Annotated in this window: 23 protein-coding genes; 4 read left to right on the top strand and 19 right to left on the bottom strand. The window is 69.9% G+C overall.

Annotated elements, in window-relative coordinates:
• Positions 1–22: 22 nt before the first annotated feature.
• The 6 genes from DLJ53_RS13030 to DLJ53_RS13005 all read right to left on the bottom strand — a co-directional run bounded on the left by DLJ53_RS13030 (position 23) and on the right by DLJ53_RS13005 (position 7,864).
• A complete protein-coding gene (locus tag DLJ53_RS13030) occupies positions 23–1,270 on the bottom strand; it encodes a PQQ-dependent sugar dehydrogenase (protein ID WP_244935076.1) in 1,248 nt (415 codons plus the stop codon).
• Positions 1,271–1,510: 240 nt separating this feature from the next.
• Positions 1,511–2,674 (bottom strand): mandelate racemase/muconate lactonizing enzyme family protein, encoded by a 1,164-nt coding sequence (locus DLJ53_RS13025; RefSeq protein ID WP_111345755.1) that lies wholly within the window; start codon positions 2,672–2,674, stop codon positions 1,511–1,513.
• A 40-nt stretch (positions 2,675–2,714) separates the two neighbouring features.
• The gene (locus DLJ53_RS13020; protein ID WP_111345753.1) at positions 2,715–3,788 is read right to left on the bottom strand and encodes a tartrate dehydrogenase; all 1,074 of its coding nucleotides are present in this window, start codon (positions 3,786–3,788) and stop codon (positions 2,715–2,717) included.
• Between the two features lie 12 nt (positions 3,789–3,800).
• Entirely contained in the window at positions 3,801–4,877 is a 1,077-nt protein-coding gene (locus tag DLJ53_RS13015) for a tartrate dehydrogenase (protein ID WP_111345751.1), read from the bottom strand.
• Positions 4,878–4,890: 13 nt separating this feature from the next.
• Positions 4,891–6,891 carry a tripartite tricarboxylate transporter permease gene (locus tag DLJ53_RS13010; protein ID WP_111345749.1) on the bottom strand — a complete coding sequence of 667 codons (2,001 nt, stop codon included), beginning with the start codon at positions 6,889–6,891 and terminating at the stop codon, positions 4,891–4,893.
• A gap of 16 nt (positions 6,892–6,907) precedes the next feature.
• A complete protein-coding gene (locus DLJ53_RS13005) occupies positions 6,908–7,864 on the bottom strand; it encodes a Bug family tripartite tricarboxylate transporter substrate binding protein (protein WP_111345747.1) in 957 nt (318 codons plus the stop codon).
• Positions 7,865–8,165: 301 nt separating this feature from the next.
• Here DLJ53_RS13005 and DLJ53_RS13000 point away from each other — a divergent pair, with 301 nt between their 5' ends.
• Positions 8,166–9,056: a LysR family transcriptional regulator gene (locus tag DLJ53_RS13000; RefSeq protein ID WP_111345745.1), complete on the top strand. Its 891-nt coding sequence runs from the start codon at positions 8,166–8,168 to the stop codon at positions 9,054–9,056.
• A 3-nt stretch (positions 9,057–9,059) separates the two neighbouring features.
• Here DLJ53_RS13000 and DLJ53_RS12995 read toward each other — a convergent pair whose 3' ends face one another.
• A complete protein-coding gene (locus DLJ53_RS12995; RefSeq protein ID WP_111345743.1) occupies positions 9,060–9,434 on the bottom strand; it encodes a winged helix-turn-helix transcriptional regulator in 375 nt (124 codons plus the stop codon).
• A gap of 142 nt (positions 9,435–9,576) precedes the next feature.
• Between DLJ53_RS12995 and DLJ53_RS12990 the strand changes: the two genes are divergently transcribed.
• The gene (locus DLJ53_RS12990) at positions 9,577–10,188 is read left to right on the top strand and encodes an NAD(P)-dependent oxidoreductase (RefSeq protein ID WP_111345741.1); all 612 of its coding nucleotides are present in this window, start codon (positions 9,577–9,579) and stop codon (positions 10,186–10,188) included.
• A 30-nt stretch (positions 10,189–10,218) separates the two neighbouring features.
• Here the strand turns inward: DLJ53_RS12990 and DLJ53_RS12985 are convergent, their stop codons facing one another.
• From DLJ53_RS12985 to DLJ53_RS12945, 9 genes are all read right to left on the bottom strand, one after another.
• Positions 10,219–10,827, bottom strand: coding sequence for a hypothetical protein (locus DLJ53_RS12985; RefSeq protein ID WP_111345739.1), 609 nt, complete (start codon positions 10,825–10,827; stop codon positions 10,219–10,221).
• Entirely contained in the window at positions 10,824–11,441 is a 618-nt protein-coding gene (locus DLJ53_RS12980) for a hypothetical protein (RefSeq protein ID WP_111345737.1), read from the bottom strand. The genes DLJ53_RS12985 and DLJ53_RS12980 overlap by 4 nt, the downstream gene beginning before the upstream one ends.
• A gap of 57 nt (positions 11,442–11,498) precedes the next feature.
• A complete protein-coding gene (locus tag DLJ53_RS12975; RefSeq protein ID WP_111345735.1) occupies positions 11,499–13,040 on the bottom strand; it encodes an ABC transporter substrate-binding protein in 1,542 nt (513 codons plus the stop codon).
• Positions 13,037–13,912, bottom strand: coding sequence for an ABC transporter permease (locus tag DLJ53_RS12970; protein WP_111345733.1), 876 nt, complete (start codon positions 13,910–13,912; stop codon positions 13,037–13,039). Before DLJ53_RS12970 ends, DLJ53_RS12975 begins: the two co-directional genes overlap by 4 nt.
• Positions 13,912–14,850, bottom strand: a complete 939-nt coding sequence (locus tag DLJ53_RS12965) for an ABC transporter permease (RefSeq protein WP_111345731.1) — start codon at positions 14,848–14,850, stop codon at positions 13,912–13,914. Before DLJ53_RS12965 ends, DLJ53_RS12970 begins: the two co-directional genes overlap by 1 nt.
• Positions 14,851–15,076: 226 nt before the next feature.
• Positions 15,077–15,850: a GntR family transcriptional regulator gene (locus DLJ53_RS12960; RefSeq protein WP_162409172.1), complete on the bottom strand. Its 774-nt coding sequence runs from the start codon at positions 15,848–15,850 to the stop codon at positions 15,077–15,079.
• Complete coding sequence (locus DLJ53_RS12955; protein ID WP_111345727.1) at positions 15,847–17,325, bottom strand: tripartite tricarboxylate transporter permease; 1,479 nt, start codon at positions 17,323–17,325, stop codon at positions 15,847–15,849. The genes DLJ53_RS12960 and DLJ53_RS12955 overlap by 4 nt, the downstream gene beginning before the upstream one ends.
• A 28-nt stretch (positions 17,326–17,353) precedes the next feature.
• Positions 17,354–17,827: a tripartite tricarboxylate transporter TctB family protein gene (locus DLJ53_RS12950; protein WP_111345726.1), complete on the bottom strand. Its 474-nt coding sequence runs from the start codon at positions 17,825–17,827 to the stop codon at positions 17,354–17,356.
• Entirely contained in the window at positions 17,824–18,759 is a 936-nt protein-coding gene (locus tag DLJ53_RS12945) for a tripartite tricarboxylate transporter substrate binding protein (protein WP_111345724.1), read from the bottom strand. The genes DLJ53_RS12950 and DLJ53_RS12945 overlap by 4 nt, the downstream gene beginning before the upstream one ends.
• Positions 18,760–18,881: 122 nt before the next feature.
• Between DLJ53_RS12945 and DLJ53_RS12940 the strand changes: the two genes are divergently transcribed.
• Positions 18,882–21,179 carry a DUF3604 domain-containing protein gene (locus DLJ53_RS12940; protein ID WP_146619944.1) on the top strand — a complete coding sequence of 766 codons (2,298 nt, stop codon included), beginning with the start codon at positions 18,882–18,884 and terminating at the stop codon, positions 21,177–21,179.
• A gap of 67 nt (positions 21,180–21,246) precedes the next feature.
• On the opposite strand, the gene DLJ53_RS36050 is transcribed toward DLJ53_RS12940, so the two are convergent.
• On the bottom strand, positions 21,247–21,438 hold the full coding sequence (locus DLJ53_RS36050; RefSeq protein WP_342353592.1) for an aldo/keto reductase: 192 nt from the start codon (positions 21,436–21,438) through the stop codon (positions 21,247–21,249).
• Between DLJ53_RS36050 and DLJ53_RS36045 the strand changes: the two genes are divergently transcribed.
• Entirely contained in the window at positions 21,394–21,687 is a 294-nt protein-coding gene (locus tag DLJ53_RS36045) for a LysR substrate-binding domain-containing protein (RefSeq protein WP_342353594.1), read from the top strand. The two genes, DLJ53_RS36050 and DLJ53_RS36045, sit on opposite strands and share 45 nt — an antisense overlap.
• 13 nt (positions 21,688–21,700) lie before the next feature.
• Here the strand turns inward: DLJ53_RS36045 and DLJ53_RS12930 are convergent, their stop codons facing one another.
• Together DLJ53_RS12930 and DLJ53_RS12925 are read right to left on the bottom strand one after the other, a co-directional pair.
• On the bottom strand, positions 21,701–22,630 hold the full coding sequence (locus DLJ53_RS12930) for an AEC family transporter (RefSeq protein ID WP_111346303.1): 930 nt from the start codon (positions 22,628–22,630) through the stop codon (positions 21,701–21,703).
• Positions 22,630–23,790, bottom strand: a complete 1,161-nt coding sequence (locus DLJ53_RS12925) for a pyridoxal phosphate-dependent aminotransferase (RefSeq protein ID WP_111345718.1) — start codon at positions 23,788–23,790, stop codon at positions 22,630–22,632. The genes DLJ53_RS12930 and DLJ53_RS12925 overlap by 1 nt, the downstream gene beginning before the upstream one ends.
• Positions 23,791–23,822 lie beyond the last annotated feature (32 nt).

The following is a 23,822-nucleotide window of genomic DNA, read 5'->3' as shown; positions in this document are numbered from 1 at the left end:
GCGTGTCCGCGTTCGGCGGACCTCAGGCGTCGGTGACGCGCCAGATGATGTCGCCGACGTCGTCCGCCATGAGCAGCGACTTGCCGTCGGCGCCGATGGCGACGCCGACGGGCCGGCCATAGGCGAGCTTCTCGTCCGCCGAGAGGAAGCCGCTCAGGATGTCCCGCGGCGGGCCGGACGGTCGGCCGTTCTCGAACGGCACGAAGATCATCCTGTAGCCAGACAGCGTGGAGCGGTTCCACGAGCCGTGCTGGCCGATCACCATGCCGTCGCCGAACCCCTTCAGCGTGCCCGCCGGCATCCAGCAGAGGCCGAGGGAGGCGGTGTGCCCGCCGAGGGCGTAGTCCGGCTGGATCGCCTTCGCGACCATCGCCGCGTCCTGCGGGACGCGGTCGTCGACGGTCTTGCCCCAGTAGCAGTAGGGCCAGCCGTAAAAGCCGCCGTCCTGCACCGAGGTGAGGTAGTCGGGCGGCGTCTCGTCGCCGAGGCCGTCGCGCTCGTTGACGACGGTCCAGAGCGCGCCGGTGGTCGGCTCCCAGGCCATGCCGACCGCGTTGCGCAGGCCGGAGGCGAAGACGCGCGCCTTGCCGCTCGCGATGTCGATCTCCCAGATCGCCGCGCGGCCTTCCTCCTCCTCCATGCCGTTGTCGCCGATGTTGGTGAGCGAGCCGACGCCGGCGTAGATTTTGGTGCGGTCCGGCGAGACGATGAGGCTGCGCGTCCAGTGGCCGCCCGGCTTGAAGTCGACGATCTTGCGACCTGGCCCCTCGAGGGCGGTCATCCCGTCCCGGTAGTCGAAGGCGACGACGCCGTCGGTGTTGCCGACGTAGAACGTGCCGTCGACGAGCGCCATGCCGAACGGCTGGTTCTGGTTCTCCACGAAGACGGTGCGCGTCTCGGCGACGCCGTCGCCGTCCGCGTCGCGCCACAGGGTGATGCGGTCGGCGCTGTCGCCGATGGCCCGGGCGCGCGCCATCGTGGCGATCGTGGCGCGGTCCATGAAGCTGCGGGGCGGGCGCGGGCGCTGCTTGGACTCGGCGATCAGCACGTCACCGTTCGGCAGCACCTCGATCCAGCGGGGATGGTCGAGCTTCTCGGCGAAGGCGTTGACCTTGAGGCCCGGCGCGACGGTCGGCAGGTGTCCCGGCTCCCACCCGTGCGCGGAGGGCATCTTCAGCGTCATGATGCCTTGCGTCTTCGCCTCGGGGATGGCCGGCGTCTGCCCGATCGCATGGGTCTTCGGGGCGCTCCTGCGCCGCAGGAGAACCATCGTACCGCCGACGATCGCCGTCAGTCGTGCCATTGCGTCCATGAAACCGAATCCCAAACCTCGAGTGCGCGCCAAACTACCCGATCGGCCGGCGCGGTGAAGACTGCATGCAAATAACGCGCAAGCCGCATCGACGCGACCGGATCGGTGCGTTCAACTCGCTTGGATCGCTGGACAGGGGTCCAGCCCGAGGGTGCGGCGGGGAGGCTCGCGGCGAAAGGGGTGCCGCGAGTCCGAGGGTCAGGCGAGGTCGCGCATCACCGCGATCAGCTTCGATTTCGCCTCGAAGCCGACGCCGGGGATCTGGGGCAGACCGACCTGGCTGTTCTCGACGGCGATGCCGTCGGCGAAGCCGCCGAAGGGCTGGAAGACGTCCGGATAGCTCTCGTTGCCGCCGAGGCCGAGGCCGGCGGCGATGTTGAGCGACATCTGGTGGCCGCCGTGCGGCACCACGCGGCGCGGCGACCAGCCGAGCTCCTCCATGACCTTCAGCGTGCGCAGGTATTCGACGAGGCCGTAGGAGAGGGCGCAATCGAACTGCAGGAAATCCCGGTCCGGCCGCATCCCGCCGTAAAGCAGCAGGTTGCGGGCGTCCTGGTGGCTGAAGAGGTTCTCGCCGGTGGCGAGCGGCCCGCTGTAGACCCCGGCGAGCTTGGCCTGCAGGTCGTAGTCGAGCGGGTCGCCGGCCTCCTCGTACCAGAAGAGGCCGTACGGCTCGAGCGCCTCGGCGTAGGCGAGGGCGGTCGCAAGGTCGAAGCGGCCGTTGGCGTCGACCGCGAGGCGACGTCCCTCGCCGACGACCTCGAGCACCGCCTCGATCCGCTCGATGTCTTCGGCGAGCGGGACGGCGCCGATCTTCATCTTCACCACGTCGTAGCCGCGGTCGAGATAGCCCTGCATCTCGGCCTTGAGCTGGGAGTGGTCCTTGCCGGGATAGTAGTAGCCGCCGGCCGCGTAGACCCAGACGCTGTCATCGGCGGCGCCGCCGCGGTAGCGGTCCGCCAGCAGACGCCAGAGGGGGACGCCGGCGATCTTTGCGACGGCGTCCCACACGGCCATGTCGATGGTGCCGACCGCGACCGAGCGCTCGCCGTGACCGCCCGGCTTCTCGTTCTTCATCATCGTGTCCCAGATCGCGAACGGGTCGAGGTTGTCGTTCGCCTCGTCGATCAGGGTCGCGGGGTCGGCCTCCATGAGGCGCGGGATGAACCGGTCGCGCATCAGGGGGCCCTGGCCGTAACGGCCGTTCGAGTTGAAGCCGTAGCCGACGACCGGCTTGCCGTCCCGCACCACATCGGTGACGACCGCCACCACGGAGCAGGTCATCTTGGAGAAGTCGATGTAGGCGTTGGCGATCGGCGAGGCGATCGAAGCCGTCTTCTCGCGGATCTCGGTGATACGCATGTTCGGGTCCTTGGCGTGTCGGTCGTCGGTTGGTCGGACGTCAGGCGAGGGCGTCGGCGATGGCCTTGCCGCACGTCACCGTGTCGGCGGCGCCGCCGAGGTCGCGCGTGCGCAGAGCCTTCTCGGCGAGGACACTCTCGATGGCGGCGAGGATGCCGGCGGCGGCGTCGGTATGGCCGAGGTGCTCCAGCATCATCGCGCCGGCCCAGATCTGGCCGATCGGGTTCGCGACGCCCAGACCGGCGATGTCCGGCGCCGAGCCGTGCACCGGTTCGAACAGGGACGGATGGTTCTTCTCCGGATTGATGTTGCCGGACGGGGCGATGCCGATCGTCCCGGTGCAGGCGGGGCCGAGGTCGGAGAGGATGTCGCCGAAGAGGTTGGAGGCGACCACCACGTCGAACCGGTCCGGATTGAGCACGAAGTGCGCGGTCAGGATGTCGATGTGGTACTTGTCCCAGGTGACGTCCGGGTAGTTCTTCGCCATCTCCTCCACCCGCTCGTCCCAGTAGGGCATCGTGATGGCGATGCCGTTGGACTTGGTGGCCGACGTCAGCTTCTTGCGCGGCCGCGTCTGGGCCAGTTCGAACGCGTAGCGCAGCACGCGGTCGACGCCGACGCGGCTCATGACCGTCTCCTGCATGACGATCTCGCGGTCGGTGTCGGGATACATCTTGCCGCCGACGGACGAGTATTCACCCTCGGTGTTCTCGCGCACGATCCACATGTCGATGTCGCCCGGCCCGCGCCCGGCGAGCGGCGAGGAGACGCCCGGCATCAGCCGCGCGGGGCGCAGGTTGATGTACTGGTCGAAGTCGCGGCGGAAGTGCAGCAGCGAGCCCCACAGGGAGACGTGGTCCGGCACCGTGGCGGGCCAGCCGACCGCGCCGAAGAAGATCGCGTCGTGCCCGCCGATCTGCGCCTTCCAGTCCTCCGGCATCATCCGTCCGTGCTTGGCGTAGTAGTCGCAGGAGGCGAAGTCGAACTCGTCGAACTGAAGGTCGACGTCGTACTTCCTGGCGGCCGCCTCGAGGACGCGAAGGCCCTCGGGGACGACCTCCTTGCCGATGCCGTCTCCGGCGATGACGGCGATCTTCAGCCGATTGTCACGCATGGGTCTTCCTTGTCAGTCGTTGCGGCCACGGATCGCGCTGATCATCGCGTCGGTGACGTCTCGCGTCGTCGCCTTACCACCGAGATCGGGCGTGTGCAGCGCCGGATCGGCGGTCACGGTTTCCACCGCGTGCATCAGCCGCTCGGAGGCGGGCTTCTCGCCGAGGTGGTCGAGCATCATCGCCGCGGTCCAGAACGTCGCCACGGGGTTGGCGATGCCCTTGCCGGTGATGTCGAAGGCCGAGCCGTGGATGGGCTCGAACATCGACGGCGTCTCGCGCTCCGGGTTGAGGTTCGCGGTCGGCGCGACACCGATGGAGCCGGCGAGCGCGGCGGCGAGGTCCGAGAGGATGTCGGCGTGGAGGTTCGTGGCGACGATGGTGTCGAGCGAGCCGGGCTTCAGCGTCATGCGCACGGTCATCGCGTCGACCAGCATCTTGTCCCAGGTGACGTCGGGGAAGTCGCGCGCCACCTCGGCGGCGATCTGGTCCCAAAGGACCATGCCGTGCCGCTGCGCGTTGGACTTGGTCACCACCGTCAGGAGCTTGCGCGGGCGCGACTGGGCGAGGCGGAAGGCGAAGCGCATGATCCGCTCCACCCCGGCGCGGGTGAAGATGGAGACGTCGGTCGCGATCTCGAGCGGCAGGCCAGGGTGCGAGCGGCCGCCCTGGCCGGCATACTCGCCCTCCGAGTTCTCGCGCACGATCACCCAGTCGAGCTCCGGCCCCTCGACGTGCCGCAGCGGGCTCCTGATGCCTGGCAGCACGCGGGTCGGGCGCACGTTGGCGTACTGGTCCAGCGGCTGGCAGATGGCAAGGCGCAGGCCCCACAGGGTGAGGTGGTCGGCCACGTCCGGCGCACCGACGGCACCGAACAGGATGGCATCGAAGGCGCGGAGCTGGTCGGCGCCGTCGGCCGGCATGAAGGCGCCGGTCTTCTTGTAGCGGTCGGTGCCCCAGTCGAAGTGCTCGACGTCGAGGGCGAAACTGCCGTCGCGGCTCGCCAGCACGTCGAGCACCTCGAGGCTGGCGTCGACCACTTCCACCCCGATGCCGTCGCCCGGTATCGCGGCAATCTTGTGCGTTCGCATGAGTTCTCCGAAGTCAGAAGAGGAGGCCGGCCGGCATCCGCAGCAGCAAAACGTTGGACATGAGCCACCAGAAGCCGGCGACGATCGCCGTCCCGGCGAGGATCCAGACGAACCAGGTGCGCCAGCCGGGGCGGTCGTAGTCGGCGACCGCCATGATGACGAAGAACGCGGCGAGGCTCGTCACGAAGAAGCCGACGACCGGCAGCAGAAGGACCCAGATGACCATGATCGCCGCGAGCGCGATCCGGTGCCGCGCGCCGCCCTCGCCCTCCGCCCGCGGCGCCGGCGCGGCGGTGCGGCCGGCGAGGCCGAGGCCTATGAAGGCGAGCGAGAAGACGATCAGCGCGAGGCCGATGGTCGTCGGGAACACCGAGCCGAGCGCGGAGAGCCCGCGCGCCCCGAAGACGATGAGGAGGCCGAGGAGGACGAAGCACGCGCTGAGGATCATGCCCGGCACGTCCCGCCCGCGCGCCGACGCGCCCGCCGCGGGTGCCGCTGCCGCCGGGGTGGCGGCGGCGGTGCGGGCGGCCCTGCGCCGCGCGAGGCGCTCGGCGAGGATCGGATAGGCGAGCGTCACGACGGCGGCGATGATGATGCCGATGCTGATCGGCCGGCCGAAGAACATCTCGCTCAGCCGGTTGGAGGCGTTGCCGATCAGGTAGGTCTGCACGAACCCCTGCTCGGCGATCTGCCCCAGGACGAGGCCCAGCACGATGGGGGACGGGGCGAAGCCGTAGCGCGCCAGCACCCAGGCGATGAGGCCGAGCCCGACCATCGTCTGCACGTCGTCGACGTTGGAGTGGATCGCGAACGAGCCGATCACGGTGAGGAGCGCCACGGTCGGCGCCAGCACCGCCTTCGGGATCTTCATCATCGAGCCGTAGGCGTAGCGGCCGATCAACAGCCCCGCCGGGAGCATCAGCAGCGTCGCGATCAGGAGGCCCCAGATGAAGGTGTAGACGACGCCGGCCTCGGTGCTGAACAGCGTCGGGCCGATCTTGATCCCCTGCACCAGGAGGGCGCCGAGGATGATCGCGTCCGGCGGCGTGCCGGGAATGCCGAGGACAAGCGTCGGGATGAAGCCGCCGCCCACCGTCGCGTTATTGGCCGCCTCCGTGGCGACGACGCCTTCCGGCGCGCCCTTGCCGAACCGCTCGGGCGTCTTCGAGGCGCGCCGCGCCTCGGTGTAGGAGACGAGGCCGGCGATGGACCCGCCCGCGCCCGGCAGGATGCCGATGACCGTCCCGATGATCGACGATCGGATGACGTTGAACTTCTGCGCCCAGGCCATCCGCCAGCTCTCGCCGAGGCGCAGGCCCCCGGTCTCCGCCGGCTGCAGATGCGGGTCGCGCGTCGCGACGAGGTCGAGGATGACGGGAATGCAGTAGAGGCCGATGATCGCCGAGGTGAGGTCGACGCCGCCGAGGAAGCGCTGCATGCCGAGCGTGTAGCGCACGTCTCCGCCGACGACCGCGACACCCACCATCGACAGGAAGAGGCCGAGGCACGCGCCGATCAGCCCCTTCAGCGTGTTGCCGACCGAGAGCGCGGCGATGAGCGTCAGGCCGAAGATGGCGAGCCAGAAATATTCCGTCGGGCCGAAGGCGAGCGCCACCTTGGCGAGCGGCGGGGCGAGCAGCAGGAGGCTGATCGCGCCGACGACGCCGCCTACCACCGAGGCGATGGTGGCGAGCGAGATGGCGAGGCCGCCGTCGCCCCGCCGCGCCATCGGGAACCCGTCGAAGGTGGTCGCGATGGCGGAGGGGGTGCCCGGGGTATTGACGAGGATGGCGGCGTAGGCGCCGCCGTAGATCGCGCCGGTGTAGATCGCGCCGAGGGCGATGAGGCCCGCGGCGGGATCCATGGTGAAGGTGAACGGGACGAGCACGGCCACCGCCATGGTCGCGGAGAGCCCGGGGAGGGCGCCCACGATGGTGCCGAGAACCACGCCGGCGAGCGCCAGCATGAGGTTGAACGGCGTCAGCGCGCCCAGGAGGTAGCCGAGAATCGCCATGGGTCGATGCGCTGGGTTACTTCTTGATCCCGAGCGCCTCGGCGCCGGCGGTATATTCCTTCACGCGTTCTTCGATGAAGGCCGGCATCTCCTCGTAGCCGATGTCCGTCAGCACGAAGCCGCCGTCTTCCATCTTCTTGATGAAGTCCGGGCGCTGGTTGATCTCGGAGACGATCTCGGAGATGCGCAGGCGCAGGTCCTCGGGCGTCGACGCCGGAACCGCGACACCGCGATAGGCGCCGCCGACGAGGTCGTAGCCGAGCTCCTTGAAGGTCGGCACGTCCGGGAAGGCGGGCATGCGCTCGTCGGCCGCGACGGCGAGCATGCGCATCTCGTCGCCCTGGTTGACGCCGGAGGTCGCGTAGTTGAACCCGGCCGTGGTCTGCCCGCCCAGGATCGCGGTGATCGAGGGGCCGGTGCCGGAGAACGGCACGTAGGTGGTGATCACGCCGGCCAGCTCGTTGAACTGCACCGCCGCGAGGTTGTTGGCCGAGTTCGACCCGGAGCCGGCGAAGGTGACGAGGCCGGGGTTGGCCTTCGCGTACTCGACGAGGTCCTCCAGCGTCTTGAACTCGCTGTCCTTGCCGACGAAGATCGCGTTCGGCGTGTAGTGGAAGTAGTGGACCGGGGTCAGGTCCTCGGTCTTGTAGCCGACCGAGCCCGCCATCGGCTGCAGCACGGTGTGCGGCAGGTTGATGCCCATGACGGTGTAGCCGTCACCCTCGATCGAGTTGAGCTGCGACCAGGCCTGCGCGCCGCCCGCGCCCGGCTGGTACTGGATGACGACGTCCTGCCCGGTGACCGCGTCCCACTCGGACTGCTGGTAGCGGGCCGAGATGTCCGACTCGCCGCCCGCGTTGAACGGGATGATGTAGGTCATCGGCTTGGTCGGGAAGTCCTCGACGGACTGCGCCGCCAGCGGGGTCGCGAACGCGAGCGCGGCGACGGCCGTGGTGATGGCAACGAACTTCATGGGTGTCCTCCTCTGGCCTTGTCTTCTTCTCGTCTCGTCGGCGCGCCTCCGGCGCGGCACACGAGCACACCGCCCTCGCGCGAGTGGCCGCGAGCGGATGTCGGACAGGGAAACGGCGCGCCCGGCCCGGAGCCCGGCGTGTCCGCGATGTCTCCTCCCGGCCCGGATCTTTGTCGGTGCAGCTCGAGCCAACCGTCCGGTTCACGCGCCCACCCTCGTGGGCAGACCGGTCGAGCGTAGACTTTCTCGGCTCGGTTTATAATGCAAAAATAAGCACTTCATTATTGCGGTCAGGTTCATAATGGCCACCAGCGACCTCGCCTTCTTCGTCCTGCTCGCCCGCCGGGAAAGCTTCAGCGCGACGGCGCGGGAGCTTGGCGTTTCGGCCTCGGCGGTGAGCCGGCGCCTCGTCCGGCTGGAGGACCGGCTCGGCGTGCGCCTTCTCCACCGCACGACGCGTCGGGTGCGGCTGACGGGCGAGGGGGAGGCCTATTTCGGCGAGGCGAGCCGCATCCTGGGTGAGATCGAGGCGCTGGAGCACAGCCTGTCCCAGGCACGCGACACGCCCTCGGGGCTGCTGCGGATCAACGCGACCCTCGGCTTCGGCCGGGCCTATCTGGCGCCGGCGATCTCGAACTTCCGGCGGCTCTACCCGGAGGTGGAGATTCAGCTCGTCCTGACCGACGCGCCGCTGAACATCGTCGACGAGGGATTCGACCTCGGCATCCGCTTCGGCTCGCCGCCCGCCAGCCGGATGATCACCCGGTTGCTGCAGCGCAATCGCCGTTTCCTCTGCGCGGCGCCGTCCTATCTCGCCGAGCGCGGGACGCCCGAAACGCTGGCCGAGCTGCAGCGGCACAACTGCATCGTCCTGCGCCAGGACCACGACGCCTACGACGTCTGGCGCTTCGACGAGATCGACGGCGAGGTCCCCTCGGCCAAGGTCGCCGGCACGCTCAGCACCAACGACGGCGAGATCGCGCTCGGCTGGGTCCTCGACGGGCAAGGCATCATGCTGCGCTCGGAGTGGGACATCGCGCGGCATGTGCGCGAGGGGGGGCTGTGCATCGTACTGCCGGAGTACATGCAGACGGCCAACATCGCCGCGGTCTATCCGGAGCGGCACAACCTGTCGGCCAAGGTCCGCGTCTTCCTCGACTACATCGGCTCGCTCCTGCCGACGGACGCGTAAGCGCTATGCGGCGTCCCTGACGCGGCGGCGGGAGAGGACGATGGTGCGGTGGTTGTCGTCGGCCCAGCGGATGAGCGCACGCAGCGGCTCGAGGAGCGAGCGCCCGAGTTCGGTCAGCGCGTACTCCACCCGCGGCGGCACCTCGGGATAGACGGTGCGGCTGACGAGGCCGTCCTCCTCCAGCCGGCGCAGGGTGCGCGACAGCATCTGCTTGGAGACGTCGCCGATCGCGCGCATCAGCTCGCTGAAGCGCATCGTCCCGCCCTCCAGCCCGGTGAGGACGAGGAAACTCCACTGGTCGCCGATCCGGTCCAGCACGTCGCGGATCGGGCAGGGCTCTTCGAAGGTGAACGGCGTGTCGTCCAACGGCCTCTCCATTGCCGGTGCGGCGCGGCGCCCGAAGGTCACTTCGCGCTGACCTGATCCTTTCAAAGTGACGTCTTGCGGGCGTTCGGCGCGGTCCGTAGCTCTCGGTCTACAAGTCGGACCTTGTCCGAGATTCATACCAAAGGACCACACAATGGCAAACGTCGCATTGATCGGTGCGTCGGGGCAGGCCGGTTCGCGCATCCTGAAGGAGCTTTCCGACCGCGGGCACCGCGTCACCGCCATCGCCCGCAATCCCGCAAAGATCGCCGCGCTCCCGGGCGTCACGGCGGTGAAGGGCGACGTCTTCGAGAAGGACGCGCTCGCCGGGCTCCTGAAGGGGCACGACGCCGTCGTCAGCGCGGTACACTTCACCGCCAGCGACCCGGACCTTCTCATCGGCGCGGTGCGGGCGGCGGGCGTCGCCCGGTATCTCGTGGTCGGCGGGGCGGGGAGCCTCGAGGTGGCGCCGGGCCAGCGGCTCATCGACCAGCCCGACTTTCCGGCGGCATACAAGGCCGAGGCCGCGGCCGGCGCGACGTTCCTCGATCTCCTGAAGGGCGTCGACGACCTCGACTGGACGTTCCTGTCGCCCTCCGCGATGTTCGTGCCGGGCGAGCGGACCGGCAGCTTCCGCCTCGGAAGGGACGAGCTGCTCGTCGGCGAGGGCGGCTCGAGCATCTCGTTCGAGGACTACGCCATCGCCCTGGTGGACGAGCTGGAGCGCCCCGCCCACGTCCGCCAGCGCTTCACCGTCGGCTACTAGAGCGCGTCCGGGCGCCCCGCGGGACGGACCTCAGGTCCGGCCGTACTGCCTCAGGAACGGCAGGAACCCGTCGAGGAAGCGGGTGGTGGCGGGCATGAAGTGGCTGCCGTGATGGTACATCGGGTCGAGCGAGGTCACCAGCAGCGTGCCCGGCGTCGTCACTCGGTCCTCGTAGAGGATCGGCCCGCGCCCCTCGGCGGAGATCAGCGGGACGGCACCCTCGGGCGGGTCGAAGTAGCCGTGGTAGTGCCAGGTGGCGTCCTCGAGCGAGATCGCCCCGAAAAGGGGGTGATCCGGCGTCGTGACCGAAAGGCCCAGCGAGCCGCCCTCCTTCCACCACCAGAAGTTCGTTTCCGTGTCGTGCCAGACGACGTCGGGGAGCCACTGGTGCGGTCCCGTGGACCCCATCGCCACCACCGTTCCGCCGGCGCCGAGGAAGTCGGCGAAGACGCGGCGGTGCGGGGTGAGGACGGACGGGTCCGTGCGGCAGGAGACGACCAGCACGTCGACCGCCGAGAGGTCCGCCTCGCCGAGGGCCGGGGCGTAGACGATCTCGTCGAACGCGTCCCGGTAGCGGGGCTCATAGAGCGTGCGGTGATGGTAGTAGGTGCCGCTGTCGAGCGCCGCGATGCGGGTCATGCCGCCACTCCGACGGCGGCGCCTGTCGCCCAGGCGGTCAGTTGCGGGACGATCCGCGCCGCCGAGGTGTCGGCGCCGGCGTACATCCAGAGATCGTTTCCGGCGTGCATGAGGATGCGCCCGCCCGCCGGCCGCTCGTACACCCAATCGCACGGCACGCGCTCCGGGCCGAGGCCGATGAGGCCGACGGCGCCCGGCGGCGGCGGGTTATGGCCGCGCGCGTAGAAGCCGGCGACACCGCGGCGGAAGGTGAGGTCGGCCATGTCGACGCCCTCGAACACCGGGTGATCGGCGAGGCGGTGCACCGCGAGGTGGGCGAGGTCCACCCGCGCCAGCGGCACGAAGGTGGCGAACTCCGGCAGCATCGGCCAGGCGACGTGCCCGTTGAAGACGAGTGTTCCGCCGCCGTCGAGGAACCGCTCGACGTGGGCGCGGATCCCGCCGAAGTAGCGTTGGTCGAGGTGCGCCGGCAGCAGGAGCGCGGCGTAGCGCTCGAGCGGGGTCTCGTGCAGGCGATAGTGGGGAACCTCGTCGGCGTCGTCGACGAAGCCCATGATGCTCGGCAGATCGCCGCCGGCGCCCTTGATGGGCTGGAGGAACAGTGCGCGTCCCATCGTCAAACTCCTCGGGAGAGGCGGAGGCCGGAGCCTCCGCCAGGGCCACGGAAGGGCTCAGTCGGCCTCGGACTTCGATACGGACTTGAAGTCGAAGAAGAAGCCCGACGGGTGGACGCGGTAGCCGGTCACCTCCTTGGAGGTGGCGACGAGGAAGACCTTGTGCACCAGCGGGATGATCGGCGCGTCGTCCTGCAGGATCTGGAGCGCCTCGCGGTAGGTCTCGTCCCACTCCGCGCCCGGATCGAGGGTGCGGCCCCTGTCGACCAGCTCGTCGAAGCGGGGATTCGCCCAGCCCTGATCGTTGAGCTCGGCCCCGGAGTGGAACTGCGACTTGAGGTGAAGGTCTGGATGGCCGGTCATTTCCGGGGTCCAGAAGACGACCGAGACGTCGTATTCGCCCTTGCGCACGAGGTCGAGCATCCCGTCCCACGTGTAGAGCTGGACCTCGCTCGCGATCCCCTCGTTGGCGAGGAGCGCGGCGAGCGCCTCGGTGATCGCCGACATTTCGGTGCGGCTGGAGTAGGAGAGGATCCGCAGGGTGAGCGGCTCGCCGTCCTTCGTCCAGCGGCCGCCGTCCTTGCTGTATCCGGCCTCCTCCAGGAGCGCCGCGGCCTTCTCCCGGTCGACCGCGTAGGGGGTGACGCCGTCCGGGACCCAGTCGAACTGCGGGCCGAAGAAGCTGTATGCGGGCTCGCCGATGCCGTCGAGCGCGCCCTTCACGAGGATCTCGCGGTCGACCAGCGCGTTGACCGCGAGGCGGACGCGGCGGTCGGCGAGCGGCGTGTCGCCGGCGGTGTTGAAGGCACCGTAGTAAAGGCCGGAGGTGGGTTCGGCGTAGACCTTGAAGTCCGGATCGTCGGCGAGCCGCGTGGCATCCGACGGCAGCGGGTTGGTGGCGACGTCGATCTCGCCGGTCTCCAGCGCGAGGGTGCGGGCGTTGTGGTCGGGGATGTAGCGGTAGACGACGCGCTCCAGCGCGGGCGCCTCGCCCCAGTAGGCGTCGAACCGCTCGACGACGGTGCGGTCCTGCTTGACGTAGTCGACGAACGTCCACGGCCCGGTGCCGACCGGCCTCACGAACTTGCCGTCCGCGTCGAAGGACGATGCGGCGTAGATCACCGTGATGGCGTCGGTGAGCTGGTTCGGGAGCGCGGCGAACGGCTCGGTCGTCTCGATCTCGAGGGTCAGAGGGCCGGTCGCCTCCATCCGCTCGATGTTGAGGAGGTCGGCGGCGTACGGAAGGAGGTCGATGACGTGCTGCAGCGAGGCCTTCACCGCCTCGGCGTCGAGCGCGGTGCCGTCGTGGAACGTGACGCCGCTGCGGATCTCGAAGCGCCAGACCTTCGGCGAGACATGCTCCCACGCGGTGGCGAGGCCGGGCACGAGGCTCATGTCGTAGTCGAGCTTGACCAGCGTATCGAGGATCTCGCTCTCGTTGAAGAACCGGCTTCGCCGGGGCGCCATCGCGAGGGGGAGCGACTCCCACATCGTGCCGACGACGAGCGTCTTGTCCGGGTCGTCCTGGGCCGCGACGGGGAGGGACACGAGGGTCGCGCTCGCGGCGAGGGCGAGCAGCGTGCGTCGCCAGAGTCTCATGCGGGTTTTCCTTTCCTGAGGCGGGGGCGCAGAACCTGATCGACGCGCCAGCGGTCGGCGAGCGCGTCGCCCATCAAGTTCACGAGGATGACGAAGGTCATGATGGAGAGGCCCGGAACGAGGACGAGCCGGGGATAGGTGCGCATGTGGGTCCGCGCTTCGGCGATCATGCGGCCCCATTCCGCCGTGCCCGGCTCCACGCCGAGGCCGAGGAAGGAGAGGCCCGCGAAGGCGAGGATGACGAAGGACAGCGAAAATGCGCCGAGAACGAGGAGCGGCCCCGCGACGTTCGGCAGGATGTGCCGCAGGACGATCCGCGGGCCGGTGGCGCCGATGGCGTGCGCGGCCATCACGTAGGGCCTGGCGCGTTCCACCATCGTCATGTTGCGCACGATCCGGGCGTATTCGGTCCAGTGGACGGCGACGAGGGCGATGACGACGGAGGTGAGCCCGATCCCGAGGGAGCCGGCGATGACGAGGCTGACGGCGAGCGCGGGGAAGATCGACACGCCCTCGACCACGCGCATCGCGACCCGGTCCGCCGTCCCGCCGAGGGTGCCGGCCGTGAGGCCGACCAGCGTGCCGATCGCCGCCGCGGCCAGGACGACGAGGAGCGCCACGCAGATCGTGAGGCGCGCCCCGAACAGCAGGCGGCTCAGCAGGCAGCGGCCCATCGCGTCGGTGCCGAGCGGGTAGGTCCAGCTCGGCGCGGCGAGGCGGTTCAGGATGTCGGTCTGGGCTGGGTCGTGCGGCGCGAGGAGGGGGGCGGCGGCGACGACGGCCGCCAGCACCGCCACGGCGATGGAGAGGGCGCCCGCGCGGCGGACAGCGAGACGCGGCAGGGCGGGGCGTCGCGGCGGGGCGAGGCTCATCACACCACCTCCCGCACGCGAGGGTCGACGGCGGCGATGGCGACGTCGACGAGGAGGTTCGTCGCGACGTAGGCGGCGGCGATCACTAGGAACGAGGCCTGGACCAGCGGGAAGTCGCGGTTGAGGAGCGAATCGACGAGGAGGCGGCCGATGCCGGGCCAGCCGAACATCGTCTCGACGATAATCACGCCGTCGAAGATGCGCACGAACTGGAGGCCTGCGAGCGTCAGGACGGCGGGGAGCACGTTGGGGCCGGCGTGGACGACGAGGGCGGCGGTGCGGGACCGGCCCTTCGCGAGGGCGGTGCGCATGTAGGGCGCCGCGCTCTCGTCGAGGAGGAGGCTGCGGACATAGCGCGTGGTGACGCCGCAGACGGACGTGCCGATGACGAGGGTCGGCAGCACCGCGTGCGCCAGCGTGCCGTAGCCGGACGACGGGAGCCACCCGAGCGCGAGCGAGAAGACGAGCGCGAGGAGGAGCGCGTACCAGAAGTTCGGGATCGACATGCCGATGACGGCGAAGAGCGACGCGGCGCGGTCGACGAGACTGTTCGGGTAGCGCGTCGAGACGAGCGCCAGCGGCACGGCGATGAGGAAGGCGAGGGCGAGCGCGGCGGCGGCGAGGACGAGGGAGTTGCCGAGGCGCAGGAGGATCTCGCGGCCGACCGGCTCGCCGGTCATCAGCGAGAGGCCGAAGTCGCCGGCGAGCGCGGCGCCGAGCCAGCGGAAATATTGCAGCGGCAGCGGGTCGTCGAAGCCGTGTTCGGCGGAGAACTTCGCGAGCGCGGCGGCGCTGGGCACGTGCCCGTCCATCTGCGCCATCAGCAGCGACTCGGCGAGGTCGCCGGGCATCAGGCGCAGCAGCGTGAAGCCGGCCAGGGACACGAACAGAAGAAGTCCGACGGCGAACACGAGCCGGCGAACAATGGACGCCATCATGAGACGCTGCCGCAGGGGAAAGACCGCCCCCGCTTACAGCTTGCCCATGTATTTGTCACGCAACCCTGACGTAACGGAGAGAAAAAATGAGATTATGGAATTGGAATTACTCTACTTCATAGAGTAGAGCCACGTCGATCGCCGCCGTCGGCAGCACTCGCCGGCCGCAACGCGGGCGGATCTCGGTCCGGGCCGGCCGCGCGCGGTCCGCAGGGGCGCGGCAGGCTCAGAAGCAGAGGGCGCAGTTTTCGGCGGGGACAAGGATCCGCTGGAAGTAGATCGGCCGGTCGTCCACCCCGTAGGCGCGCGCGGAGATGACGAAGATGGTCGAGCCCCGCTCGAGATCGAAGGTCGCCGCTTCCACGTCGGAGACGGTGGCGGTCACTACCTCGTGGGTCGCGCGGACCGCTTGCAGGTTGCAGCGGGCTGCGAGGTAGGGGCGGATGTTCACCATGGCGAGCTCCACCGGGTCGATCCGCAGGAGCGCCGCGGCGCTGTCGTGCCGCAGGTACATGTCGGCGCCCGTCGGGCGGTCGGGCGGCAGGCGGAACCGGCGGCGGATGCGGATATAGCCGTCGCTGCCGCCGAGGAACTCGCTCCAGTCGCCGGCCTCGTCGATCCGGTCGATGGCCACCTTCGCCTTGCCCCAGCGCAGCGCGTTGCCGGTCGTCGGGTCCCGCAGGCGGAAATGCCAGGTCGATTCGGGCAGGAGGTCGGCCGGGGCCACCCGCGTCCCGTCGCCGCGGCGGCGGATGATGCGGCCGAGGAGCTGGAGCTGCTGCATCGCGGCCTGCACCGTGCCGAGGCTCACGCCGAGCTTGTCGGCGAGGTCCCGCTCCGAGGGCAGCAGGTCGCCGGGGCGCAGGTCGCCCGCATGGATCGCCTCGCTCAGGGCAAGGCGCACCGCGCTGCGCTTGGTGCACCCCGACTGGCTGAGAAAGCGCTCCATCGATTCGGCCAGTCGCACCTCGATCGGCACATCGGCAGTCGGTTCGCTCATGACCGCAGGGCGGACCGACCGAGGATGAAGACCGTCAGCACGAGAAAGACGATGGCGATGGGGCTCTGAAACACGGCGGAATAGTCGTTCCTGTACAGCAGCAGCGTCTGGCGCAGCGAGGTTTCGAACAGGCCTCCCAGCAGGAAGCCGATCACCAAGCATACCACCGGAAAGCCGGCGCGCCCCATCACCACGCCGACCACCGCGAAGGCGAGCATCACGCCGACGTCGAACAGCGACTGCGTCGGCAGGTAGATGCCGACGATGCACATCACCAGCACGGGCGGCAGCACCATCCCCTTCGGCAGCTTCGCGAACCAGCCCCAGATCTGGATCCCCATGCGGCCGATCAGCAGGTGGACCCCGTTCGCCATCAGCATGGAGGCGAACAGCGCATAGACGACGTCACCGTGCATCGTCAGCATGAACGGGCCGGGGACGATGCCGTGCACCATGAACGCGCCGACGAGGAGCGCGGCGGCGATGTTGCCGGGGACGCCGAGCGCGATCGTCGGCACGAGGTTGGCGCCGACGACGGCGCTGTTGGCGGCCTCCGTGGCGATGATCCCCTTCGGATTGCCCTTGCCGAAGCTCTCCGGGTCCGCGTCGGCCCGCTTGGCTGCGCCGTAGCTGAGGAAGGCGGCGAGCGAGACGCCGAGGCCGGGCAGCATGCCGACCACCGAGCCGATCATCGCCGAGCGGCCGATGGTCTTCCAGTGGCTGAAGAACTCGCCGATCGGCAGCACGGTGCGGGTGAACGCGATCTTGCCGCCGGTGTCGGCCATCTGCTGCGGCCGGCGCCACATGTCGATCATCTCCTGCAGCACCGAGGCCATCGCCAGCGCGCCGATGGACAGGGCCGCGAGCGGCAGCCCGTCGTAGAGCTCGATCATGCGGAACGTCATGCGCGGGCTCGACTCGACCGGGTCGAGGCCGATCGTGGCGAGGAATACCCCGAGGCAGATCGCGATCAGCGCCTTCGCGGTCGACCCGGCCGAGACGCCGGAGAGGAGCGCGAACGAGAAGATGAGCACCGAGGTGTACTCGAGCGGCCCGAACTCCAGCGCGATGGCCGCGAAGGGCACCACCAGCACGATGAGGAGGAGGTCGGAGATCGTGTCGCCGGTGACGGAGGAGAAGAGGGCGAACTTCATCGCGCGCATCGCCTCGCCCTTCCTGGCGAGGGGATATCCGTCGAGCGCCGTCGCCGCCGCCTCCGGCGTTCCGGGCGAGTTGAGGAGGATCGCGGGGATGGCGCCGCCGGAGGTGCCGCCCTTGTTCACCCCGACAAGGAAGGCGATCGCGGTCACCGGGGGCATGTAGTAGGTCAGCGGGATCAGCACCGCGATGGCGGTGACGCTGCCGAGCCCCGGGATCGCGCCGATGACGATGCCGAGCGCGATGCCGCCGGCGATGAAGACGAGGTTGGTCAGCGACAGCGCCGCCCCGAAGCCGGCAATCAGGTGGTCGATCATACGCGTTCTATCCGGACGGGGAGACGGGTCAGGGCAGGTCGACCATGAAGATCGTCCAGGCGCCGAAGCTGACGACGAGGGGGAAGAGGATCGCGAGGAGGCCGATCGCCCACCAGCGCCGGTAGTGCGTCAGCACCGCGCCGAGGGCGATCACGACCGCCCCGGTCGCCACGAAGCCGATGCGCGGCAGGGCGAAGGCGACGGCGAGAGCCGCAAGCGCGCAGCCGGCCACCTCGCCGACGATGCGCAGCGGTCTCTCCCAGTCGAGCGGCGGCCCCTTCACGAGGCGGTGCGCGGTCATGCCGAGCGACAGCACCAGGACGGCGCCGGCGGAGAGGCGCGGGAAGAAGGCCGGCGACACGTCGGCCCCCTGCGCCTCGAGGTCGACCGTGTTCGGGATGATCCAGACGAGGACCACCGCCGAGGCGACCGCGAGGACGACGCCGAAGAGGAGATCGACGGCGCGCGCGGCGCCGTCGTCCTCCTGGCCCTTGCCGATCACTGCACCGCCTCGAGCACCTTCTTCAGGCCCTCGTTGTTCTTGTCGAGGCTCGCCGAGAGGGTGGCGGAGTCGCTGTAGACGACCGGGAACATCAGCTTGTTCTCGGACATGTCGACGAACGCCTCGTCCATGGTCGCGGCCTCGATGGCGCTCTCCAGCCTGGCGACGATCTCGGGGTCCATTCCGGCCGGCCCGGCGATGAGGCTCTCGCTGGGCAGGGCGATGCCGTAGTCGTCGAGGATCACCGGCGCGTCCGGCGCGCTGACGAGCGGCTTGCCGATGAGGGACATCAGCACCTTCATCTTGTCGCCGTATCGGCTGTGGACGCCGCCGCTGTAGGAGAAGTCGACCTTGCCGCCGAGCAGGAACGGCATCGCCTCGCCGCCGCCCTTGGTCGGGATGGCGGTCCAGGTAACGCCCTCCTGGGAGGCGAGATAGTCGATGAAGACGCGCGTGATGGCGCCCTGGTCGGCGTAGCTGAGGTCGTGGTCCTTCGAGTAGGCGACCAGCTCCTTGAAGGTGTCGAACGGGGCGTCGGCGGCAGCGACGATCGCCTGCTGCGTCTCGGCGATCTGGGCGATCGGGGTGAAGTCGTCCTTGTCGTAGTCGACGTCCTGGGCGAGCGGCGGCCACAGGAGAACGGACGAGCTGGCCATCATCAGCGTGTAGCCGTCGGGCTCGGAGAAGGCGAGCTCGGTGGCGCCGATCGCCCCGCCCGCGCCGGGACGCGTCTTCACGACGACGCGGCCGCCGAGCTGCTTGCCGAGCGCCTCGGCGAACACGCGGCCCAGCGTCTCGGTGCTGCCGCCGGCCTGGAACGGGATGATCAGCGTGATCGGCTTGTCCGGATACTCGGCGTGAGCCTGGGAGGCCATCGCGACACCGAGCGCGGTGAGCGTCGCGGCGATCAGTCGGCGAGAGGACTTGAGCATGAAATTTCCTATCGGCGTGGTGCGGTGGAAGGCGACAGCGAAATTCTTTGCCCATCGGGGCTGGACGTCAACGCTATATAGTTTTCAAATGCTGTATAGTTTTTAGACATCGGAGCCGACGCGTGAAGCCCAACGTCCCACCCCAACCCATCCGGCGTGCCCTCGTGGGCGAGAATGCTCCGTCGGTCCGTCCCGGCGACGACCCGACCCTCTACGGCAGCGCGACGCTGGAGCCGGTCGAAGCGGTGGAGACGCGGACCTTCCAGACGTTCAGGCTGACGTACACGGTGGGCCGCATCGGCCTCGACGACACCGGCGCGATCCGCATCTCCTTCCGCTCGATCACGGACGCGGGGCGGGCGCAGTCGACCGACCCGGGCGGCCCGAACTACGTGAGCGCGGTCACCGACGGCGAGGCGAAGATCACCCTGCGCTGCGGCCCTGAAGGGCCGCGCCCGTGGGCCTACTGCGTGACCGCGCAGGTCAACGGCGGCTACCTGAAGGAAGGCGAGACGATCACGCTGACGTTCGGCGACATGTCGCGCGGCTCGCCCGGCATGCTGATGCAGACCTTCGCCGAGCACAGCTACGAGTTCCGTGTCGCGACGGACGTGCAGGCGACGGGCAACTTCCTGCCGCTTTCCGAGCAGTTCGTCGTCCCGGTGGTGGCCGGCCCCGCGCACCGCTGGGCGGCGGTGATGCCGACCCTGCGCCGCCCGGGCGAGCCGTTCCACCTCGGCCTGAAGTCCGAGGACCGCAACGGCAACCCGACGCAGCAGGCGAAGGGGCGGGTGAGGCTCGAGCCGTCGCTCCCGGTGACGGGCCTCGACCTCGAGTTCGACTACGCGCCCGGCGACCGCTCGATGGTGTTCGAGGGGCTGAGCGTCGCGGCGCCCGGCACGCTGCGCATCAAGGTGTTCGTCGACGACGCGCTGGTCGCGGAGGCGGGGCCGCTCGTCGTCGAGGCGGGCGATCATGCCGGGTTCTGGGGCGACCTGCACGGGCAGACAGGCGAGACCATCGGCGTCAACACCATCGAGAGCTACTTCGATTTCGCCCGCAACAAGGCGTTCCTCGACGTCTCGGCCCACCAGGGCAACGACTTCCAGATCAACCTGCCCTTCTGGGCACGGCTCAACGAGCTGACGGCGGAGTGGAACGAGCCGGGGCGCTTCACCGTGTTCCCGGGCTACGAGTGGTCCGGCAACACGGCGGTCGGCGGCGACCACAACGTCTACTTCGCGACCGAGGGGCGCACCATCGCGCGGTGCAGCCACGCGATCCTCGAGGACCGCTCCGACCTCATGACCGACGCGAACACCCTGACCGACCTCTACGACAAGCTGCGCGGCGAGGACTGCGTGATCTACGCCCACGTCGGCGGGCGCTACGCGAACATCTTCTACGACCACGACCCGAAGCTCGAGACGGCGGTGGAGATGCACTCCGCCTGGGGGACGTTCGAGTGGATCCTGACCGACGGGTTCCCGCTCGGCCGCCGCGTCGGCGTGGTCTGCAACAGCGACGGCCACAAGGGGCGGCCGGGCGCCAGCTATCCCGGCGCGTCGCGCTTCGGCGCCTATGGCGGGCTCACCTGCTTCCTCACCGACCGCAACGACCGCGCCTCGATCATGGAGGCGCAGCGCCGCCGCCATCACTACGGCACCACCGGCTGCCGCCTCTTCATGGATGTGACGGCCACGCTGCCGGACGGATCGGTCGTCTTCGAGCGCAATCCGGCCGCCGACCCGGATGCGGCACGGGCCGAGGCGCGGACCGCGATCATGGGCGATATCGTCAGGGTCGCGGGCGGGGAGGTCACGCTCGCCGTCCGGATCGAGGCGCACGCGGGGATCGAGCGCGTCGAGCTGCGCGACGGGGCGGCGCCGCTGGAGGTGATCCGCACCTACGGCGAGGAGGACCTCGGCAACCGCATCCGCGTCCTGTGGGCGGGGGCGGAGTATCGCGGCCGCGGGCGCGACACGCTGTGGACCGGCCGCGCCCGCTTCGCCGGCGCTTCCATCGACCGGTTCGAGACGGTGAACCATTGGAACAAGGAGCAGATGCTTGAGCAGCGCGGCGGCGAGAGCGTCTCGTTCAAGGGCGTCACCACCGGCAACTTCATGGGCTTCGACGCCTGGCTCACCGCCACGGACGGCTCGGTGCTCACCGTCGAGACCAACCGGGGGACGCTGGAGCGGCCGCTGGCCGGGATCGGCCTCGACCCGATCGTCATGGACGCGGGCGGCCTCGACCGGCGCCTCAGCGTGCAGCGGCTGCCCGAGGCGCGTCTCGCCCGCAGCCTCTCGTTCGAGCGCACGCTCACCTTGAAGGCGGACGGGGACACGCCGATCTGGATCGCCGTCACCACCGAGGACGGCTTCCAGGCGTGGTCGAGCCCCATCTACCTGTTCCGCTGAACTCCGCTGCGCGGCGGCGCTCCGCCCGCCGCCACGCTTCGCCCGCGCCGGGCCGGGGCGCCGCGAATTAGGACGCCGTGTCGGTGAGACGGGCGATCTCGTCCGCGTTCAGCGACAGGGTCGCGGCCTTCGCGAAGCTCTCGACCTGGGCGACGCTGGTGGCGCTGGCGATCGGCGCCGTCACGCCCTCGCGGGCGATGAGCCAGGCGAGCGCCTGGTAGGCGGGCAGCCCGTCCGCCTCGGCCGTGGCGACCGGCACGTCAACGACGGCCAGGCGCTGAAGGACTGGGCGGTCGCCGGTGCGGGGGTCGTGATGAAGTCGAGCTTCGACGTCGCGGAGGAGCTCGCCGCCGGCCGGCTCGAGACGGCGTTGGAGGCGTTTACGGCGGAGGCGACGAACCTTTACGCCGTGTCCCCGCCGCGCAGCCGCGCATCGCGCCGGGTGCGGATGCTCCTCGACCACCTGACCGAGGGGCTCGCCGGCATCGGCGCCGCGCCGCGCGTCTGAACGGCGCCTGCCGTCAGATCTGCAGGACCACCGGGCTGAGGAGAAGAACGGCCGGAACGGCGATCGCGGCGGCCACCGTCTGCACCGTGACGATGGAGGCCATCAGCGGCGCGTCGCCGCCGAGCTGGCGGGCGAGGATGTAGGCGGAAGACGCGGTCGGGAGCGTCTGGAACAGCACCGCGACGGCCGCCGGCGGCCCGCTCAGGCCGAACGCGAGGCAGGCGAGGACGGTCGCGGCCGGCATGACGCCGAACTTGAAGATCATCGCCGCCACCGTCGGCCGAACCGCCGTGCCGACGGCCTTCCACTGGAACGCCGCGCCGACGCACAGGAGGCCGAGCGGCAGGGAGGCCGTGCCGAGCGCCTTCACCGCGCCCGCGACACCCGGGGGGAGCCCCAGCCCGGTCGCCTGCAAGGTGACCCCGATCGCGCAGGCGACCACCAGCGGGTTCGTGACGATCCCGCGCACCACGCCGCGGATCGAGGGTTCCGCGCCGGCATATTGCGCGAACACCAGGATGACGAGGATGTTGACCGTCGGCACGATCGCCGCGTTGGCGACGGCCGAGAGGCCGATGGCCGGCGCGCCGAAGAGCGCGATCGCGGCCGTGACGCCGACATAGTTGTTGAAGCGGACGCCGCCCTGGAACACCGAAGTGAACGCCGGGCCGCCGCCGCCGATCACGCGCCGCGCCAGCACCATGAGGAGCGCGGTGCCGAAGGTGGAGACGACCAGCACCGCCGCGAGCCGCAGCACCGGGACGCCGTCGAGGTCGGCCATCGCGAGGCCGTGGATGAAGAGGCACGGCAGCAGCACGAAATAGGAGAGCCGCTCGGCCTGGGGCCAGAAGGTGTCCGCCAGGAAGCCCCGGCGGCGCATCAGGTTGCCGGCCGCCACGAGGAGGACGATCGGCGCGAGGGCGATGAGGATCGCGAGGACCATCACGCCCGCCCCAGGAAGTCGACGATGCGGCGGCAGCCCTCCACGAGGCTCGCTTCATCGAGCGCGAAGGAGAGGCGCAGGTGGTCGTCCCCGCCGAACGCCGAGCCCGGCACGACGGCGACGCCCGTCGCCTCCAGGAGCGCCATCGCCGTCTCGTCACCGTGGCGGCCGGCGATGCGGGGGAAGAGGTAGAAGGCCCCGTCGGGCGCTGCGGTCGACAGGTGCGGGCTCTCGGCGAGCACGGCCAGCGCCGCGTCGCGCCGCTTGCGGTAGATCTCCGCCCGGACCGGGAGCGAGTCCTGCGGGCCGGTCAGCGCCGCCACGGCGGCGATCTGGGACAGCGAGGACGTCTGCGTGGCGTTCTGCGACTGGACCGCGTTGATGGCGGTGACGAGGTCCTTCGGCCCGCCCGCCCAGCCGACGCGCCACCCCGTCATCGCGTACGCCTTGGAGACGCCGTCGATGGTCAGCGTCCGGTCCGCGAGGTCCGGCACGACCGCGGCGAACGAGGCGTAGGGCGTGTCGGAGAAGCGGATCGGCGCGTAGATGTCGTCGGAGAGGACGAGGATGCGCGGGTGGCCGGCGATCACCTCCGCGAGGGCGGCGAGATCGGACGCGGAGTAGACCGCGCCGGAGGGGTTGCCGGGCGCGTTGATGACGACCCAGCGCGTCTTCGGGGTGATCGCCGCGGCAAGCACGTCCGGGTCGAGGCGGAAGCCGGTTTCCAGCGCGGTCGGCACCACCACCGGCACCGCCCCGCAGGCCCGCACCATGTCCGGGTAGGACGCCCAGTAGGGTGCGGGGAGGACGACCTCGTCGCCTTTTTCGAGCGAGGCGAGGAAGGCGTTGAAGATCACCTGCTTGGCACCGCAGCCGACGGCGATCTCGTCGTCGGCGAAGGTGAGGCCGCGCTCCCGGGCGAAGTGCTCGCGGATCGCGGCCCGCAGCGGCGGGATGCCGTTGACGGGCGTGTAGCCCATGCGGCGGGTGTCGAGCGCCTCGTGCGCGGCGGCGATCACGTGGTCCGGCGGCGCGAAGTCGGGTTCGCCGAGGGTCAGGTCGATGACCTCGTGACCAGCGGCGCGATGCTCGGCCGCCTTGCGCGCCATGGCCAGGATGGGCGAGCCGGCGGCCACCGGCCGGAAGCGGGGCAGGGACATTCAAACCTCGTCACGGAAAAACACAGTGACGT

Source organism: Acuticoccus sediminis, assembly GCF_003258595.1.
Classification (GTDB): Bacteria; Pseudomonadota; Alphaproteobacteria; order Rhizobiales; family Amorphaceae; genus Acuticoccus; species Acuticoccus sediminis.
This window is presented reverse-complemented; position numbering and strand designations above follow the sequence as displayed.

Excerpts from the sequence above, each read along its gene's own strand:
- DLJ53_RS13030 (WP_244935076.1), bottom strand. The coding sequence starts at position 1,270 with ATGGTTCTCCTGCGGCGCAGGAGCGCCCCGAAGACCCATGCGATCGGG.
- DLJ53_RS13025 (WP_111345755.1), bottom strand. The coding sequence starts at position 2,674 with ATGCGTATCACCGAGATCCGCGAGAAGACGGCTTCGATCGCCTCGCCG.
- DLJ53_RS13020 (WP_111345753.1), bottom strand. The coding sequence starts at position 3,788 with ATGCGTGACAATCGGCTGAAGATCGCCGTCATCGCCGGAGACGGCATC.
- DLJ53_RS13015 (WP_111345751.1), bottom strand. The coding sequence starts at position 4,877 with ATGCGAACGCACAAGATTGCCGCGATACCGGGCGACGGCATCGGGGTG.
- DLJ53_RS13010 (WP_111345749.1), bottom strand. The coding sequence starts at position 6,891 with ATGGCGATTCTCGGCTACCTCCTGGGCGCGCTGACGCCGTTCAACCTC.
- DLJ53_RS13005 (WP_111345747.1), bottom strand. The coding sequence starts at position 7,864 with ATGAAGTTCGTTGCCATCACCACGGCCGTCGCCGCGCTCGCGTTCGCG.
- DLJ53_RS13000 (WP_111345745.1), top strand. The coding sequence starts at position 8,166 with ATGGCCACCAGCGACCTCGCCTTCTTCGTCCTGCTCGCCCGCCGGGAA.
- DLJ53_RS12995 (WP_111345743.1), bottom strand. The coding sequence starts at position 9,434 with ATGGAGAGGCCGTTGGACGACACGCCGTTCACCTTCGAAGAGCCCTGC.
- DLJ53_RS12990 (WP_111345741.1), top strand. The coding sequence starts at position 9,577 with ATGGCAAACGTCGCATTGATCGGTGCGTCGGGGCAGGCCGGTTCGCGC.
- DLJ53_RS12985 (WP_111345739.1), bottom strand. The coding sequence starts at position 10,827 with ATGACCCGCATCGCGGCGCTCGACAGCGGCACCTACTACCATCACCGC.
- DLJ53_RS12980 (WP_111345737.1), bottom strand. The coding sequence starts at position 11,441 with ATGGGACGCGCACTGTTCCTCCAGCCCATCAAGGGCGCCGGCGGCGAT.
- DLJ53_RS12975 (WP_111345735.1), bottom strand. The coding sequence starts at position 13,040 with ATGAGACTCTGGCGACGCACGCTGCTCGCCCTCGCCGCGAGCGCGACC.
- DLJ53_RS12970 (WP_111345733.1), bottom strand. The coding sequence starts at position 13,912 with ATGAGCCTCGCCCCGCCGCGACGCCCCGCCCTGCCGCGTCTCGCTGTC.
- DLJ53_RS12965 (WP_111345731.1), bottom strand. The coding sequence starts at position 14,850 with ATGATGGCGTCCATTGTTCGCCGGCTCGTGTTCGCCGTCGGACTTCTT.
- DLJ53_RS12960 (WP_162409172.1), bottom strand. The coding sequence starts at position 15,850 with ATGAGCGAACCGACTGCCGATGTGCCGATCGAGGTGCGACTGGCCGAA.
- DLJ53_RS12955 (WP_111345727.1), bottom strand. The coding sequence starts at position 17,325 with ATGATCGACCACCTGATTGCCGGCTTCGGGGCGGCGCTGTCGCTGACC.
- DLJ53_RS12945 (WP_111345724.1), bottom strand. The coding sequence starts at position 18,759 with ATGCTCAAGTCCTCTCGCCGACTGATCGCCGCGACGCTCACCGCGCTC.
- DLJ53_RS12930 (WP_111346303.1), bottom strand. The coding sequence starts at position 22,630 with ATGGTCCTCGCGATCCTCATCGCCCTCGCGCCGATCGTCCTCCTCGTG.
- DLJ53_RS12925 (WP_111345718.1), bottom strand. The coding sequence starts at position 23,790 with ATGTCCCTGCCCCGCTTCCGGCCGGTGGCCGCCGGCTCGCCCATCCTG.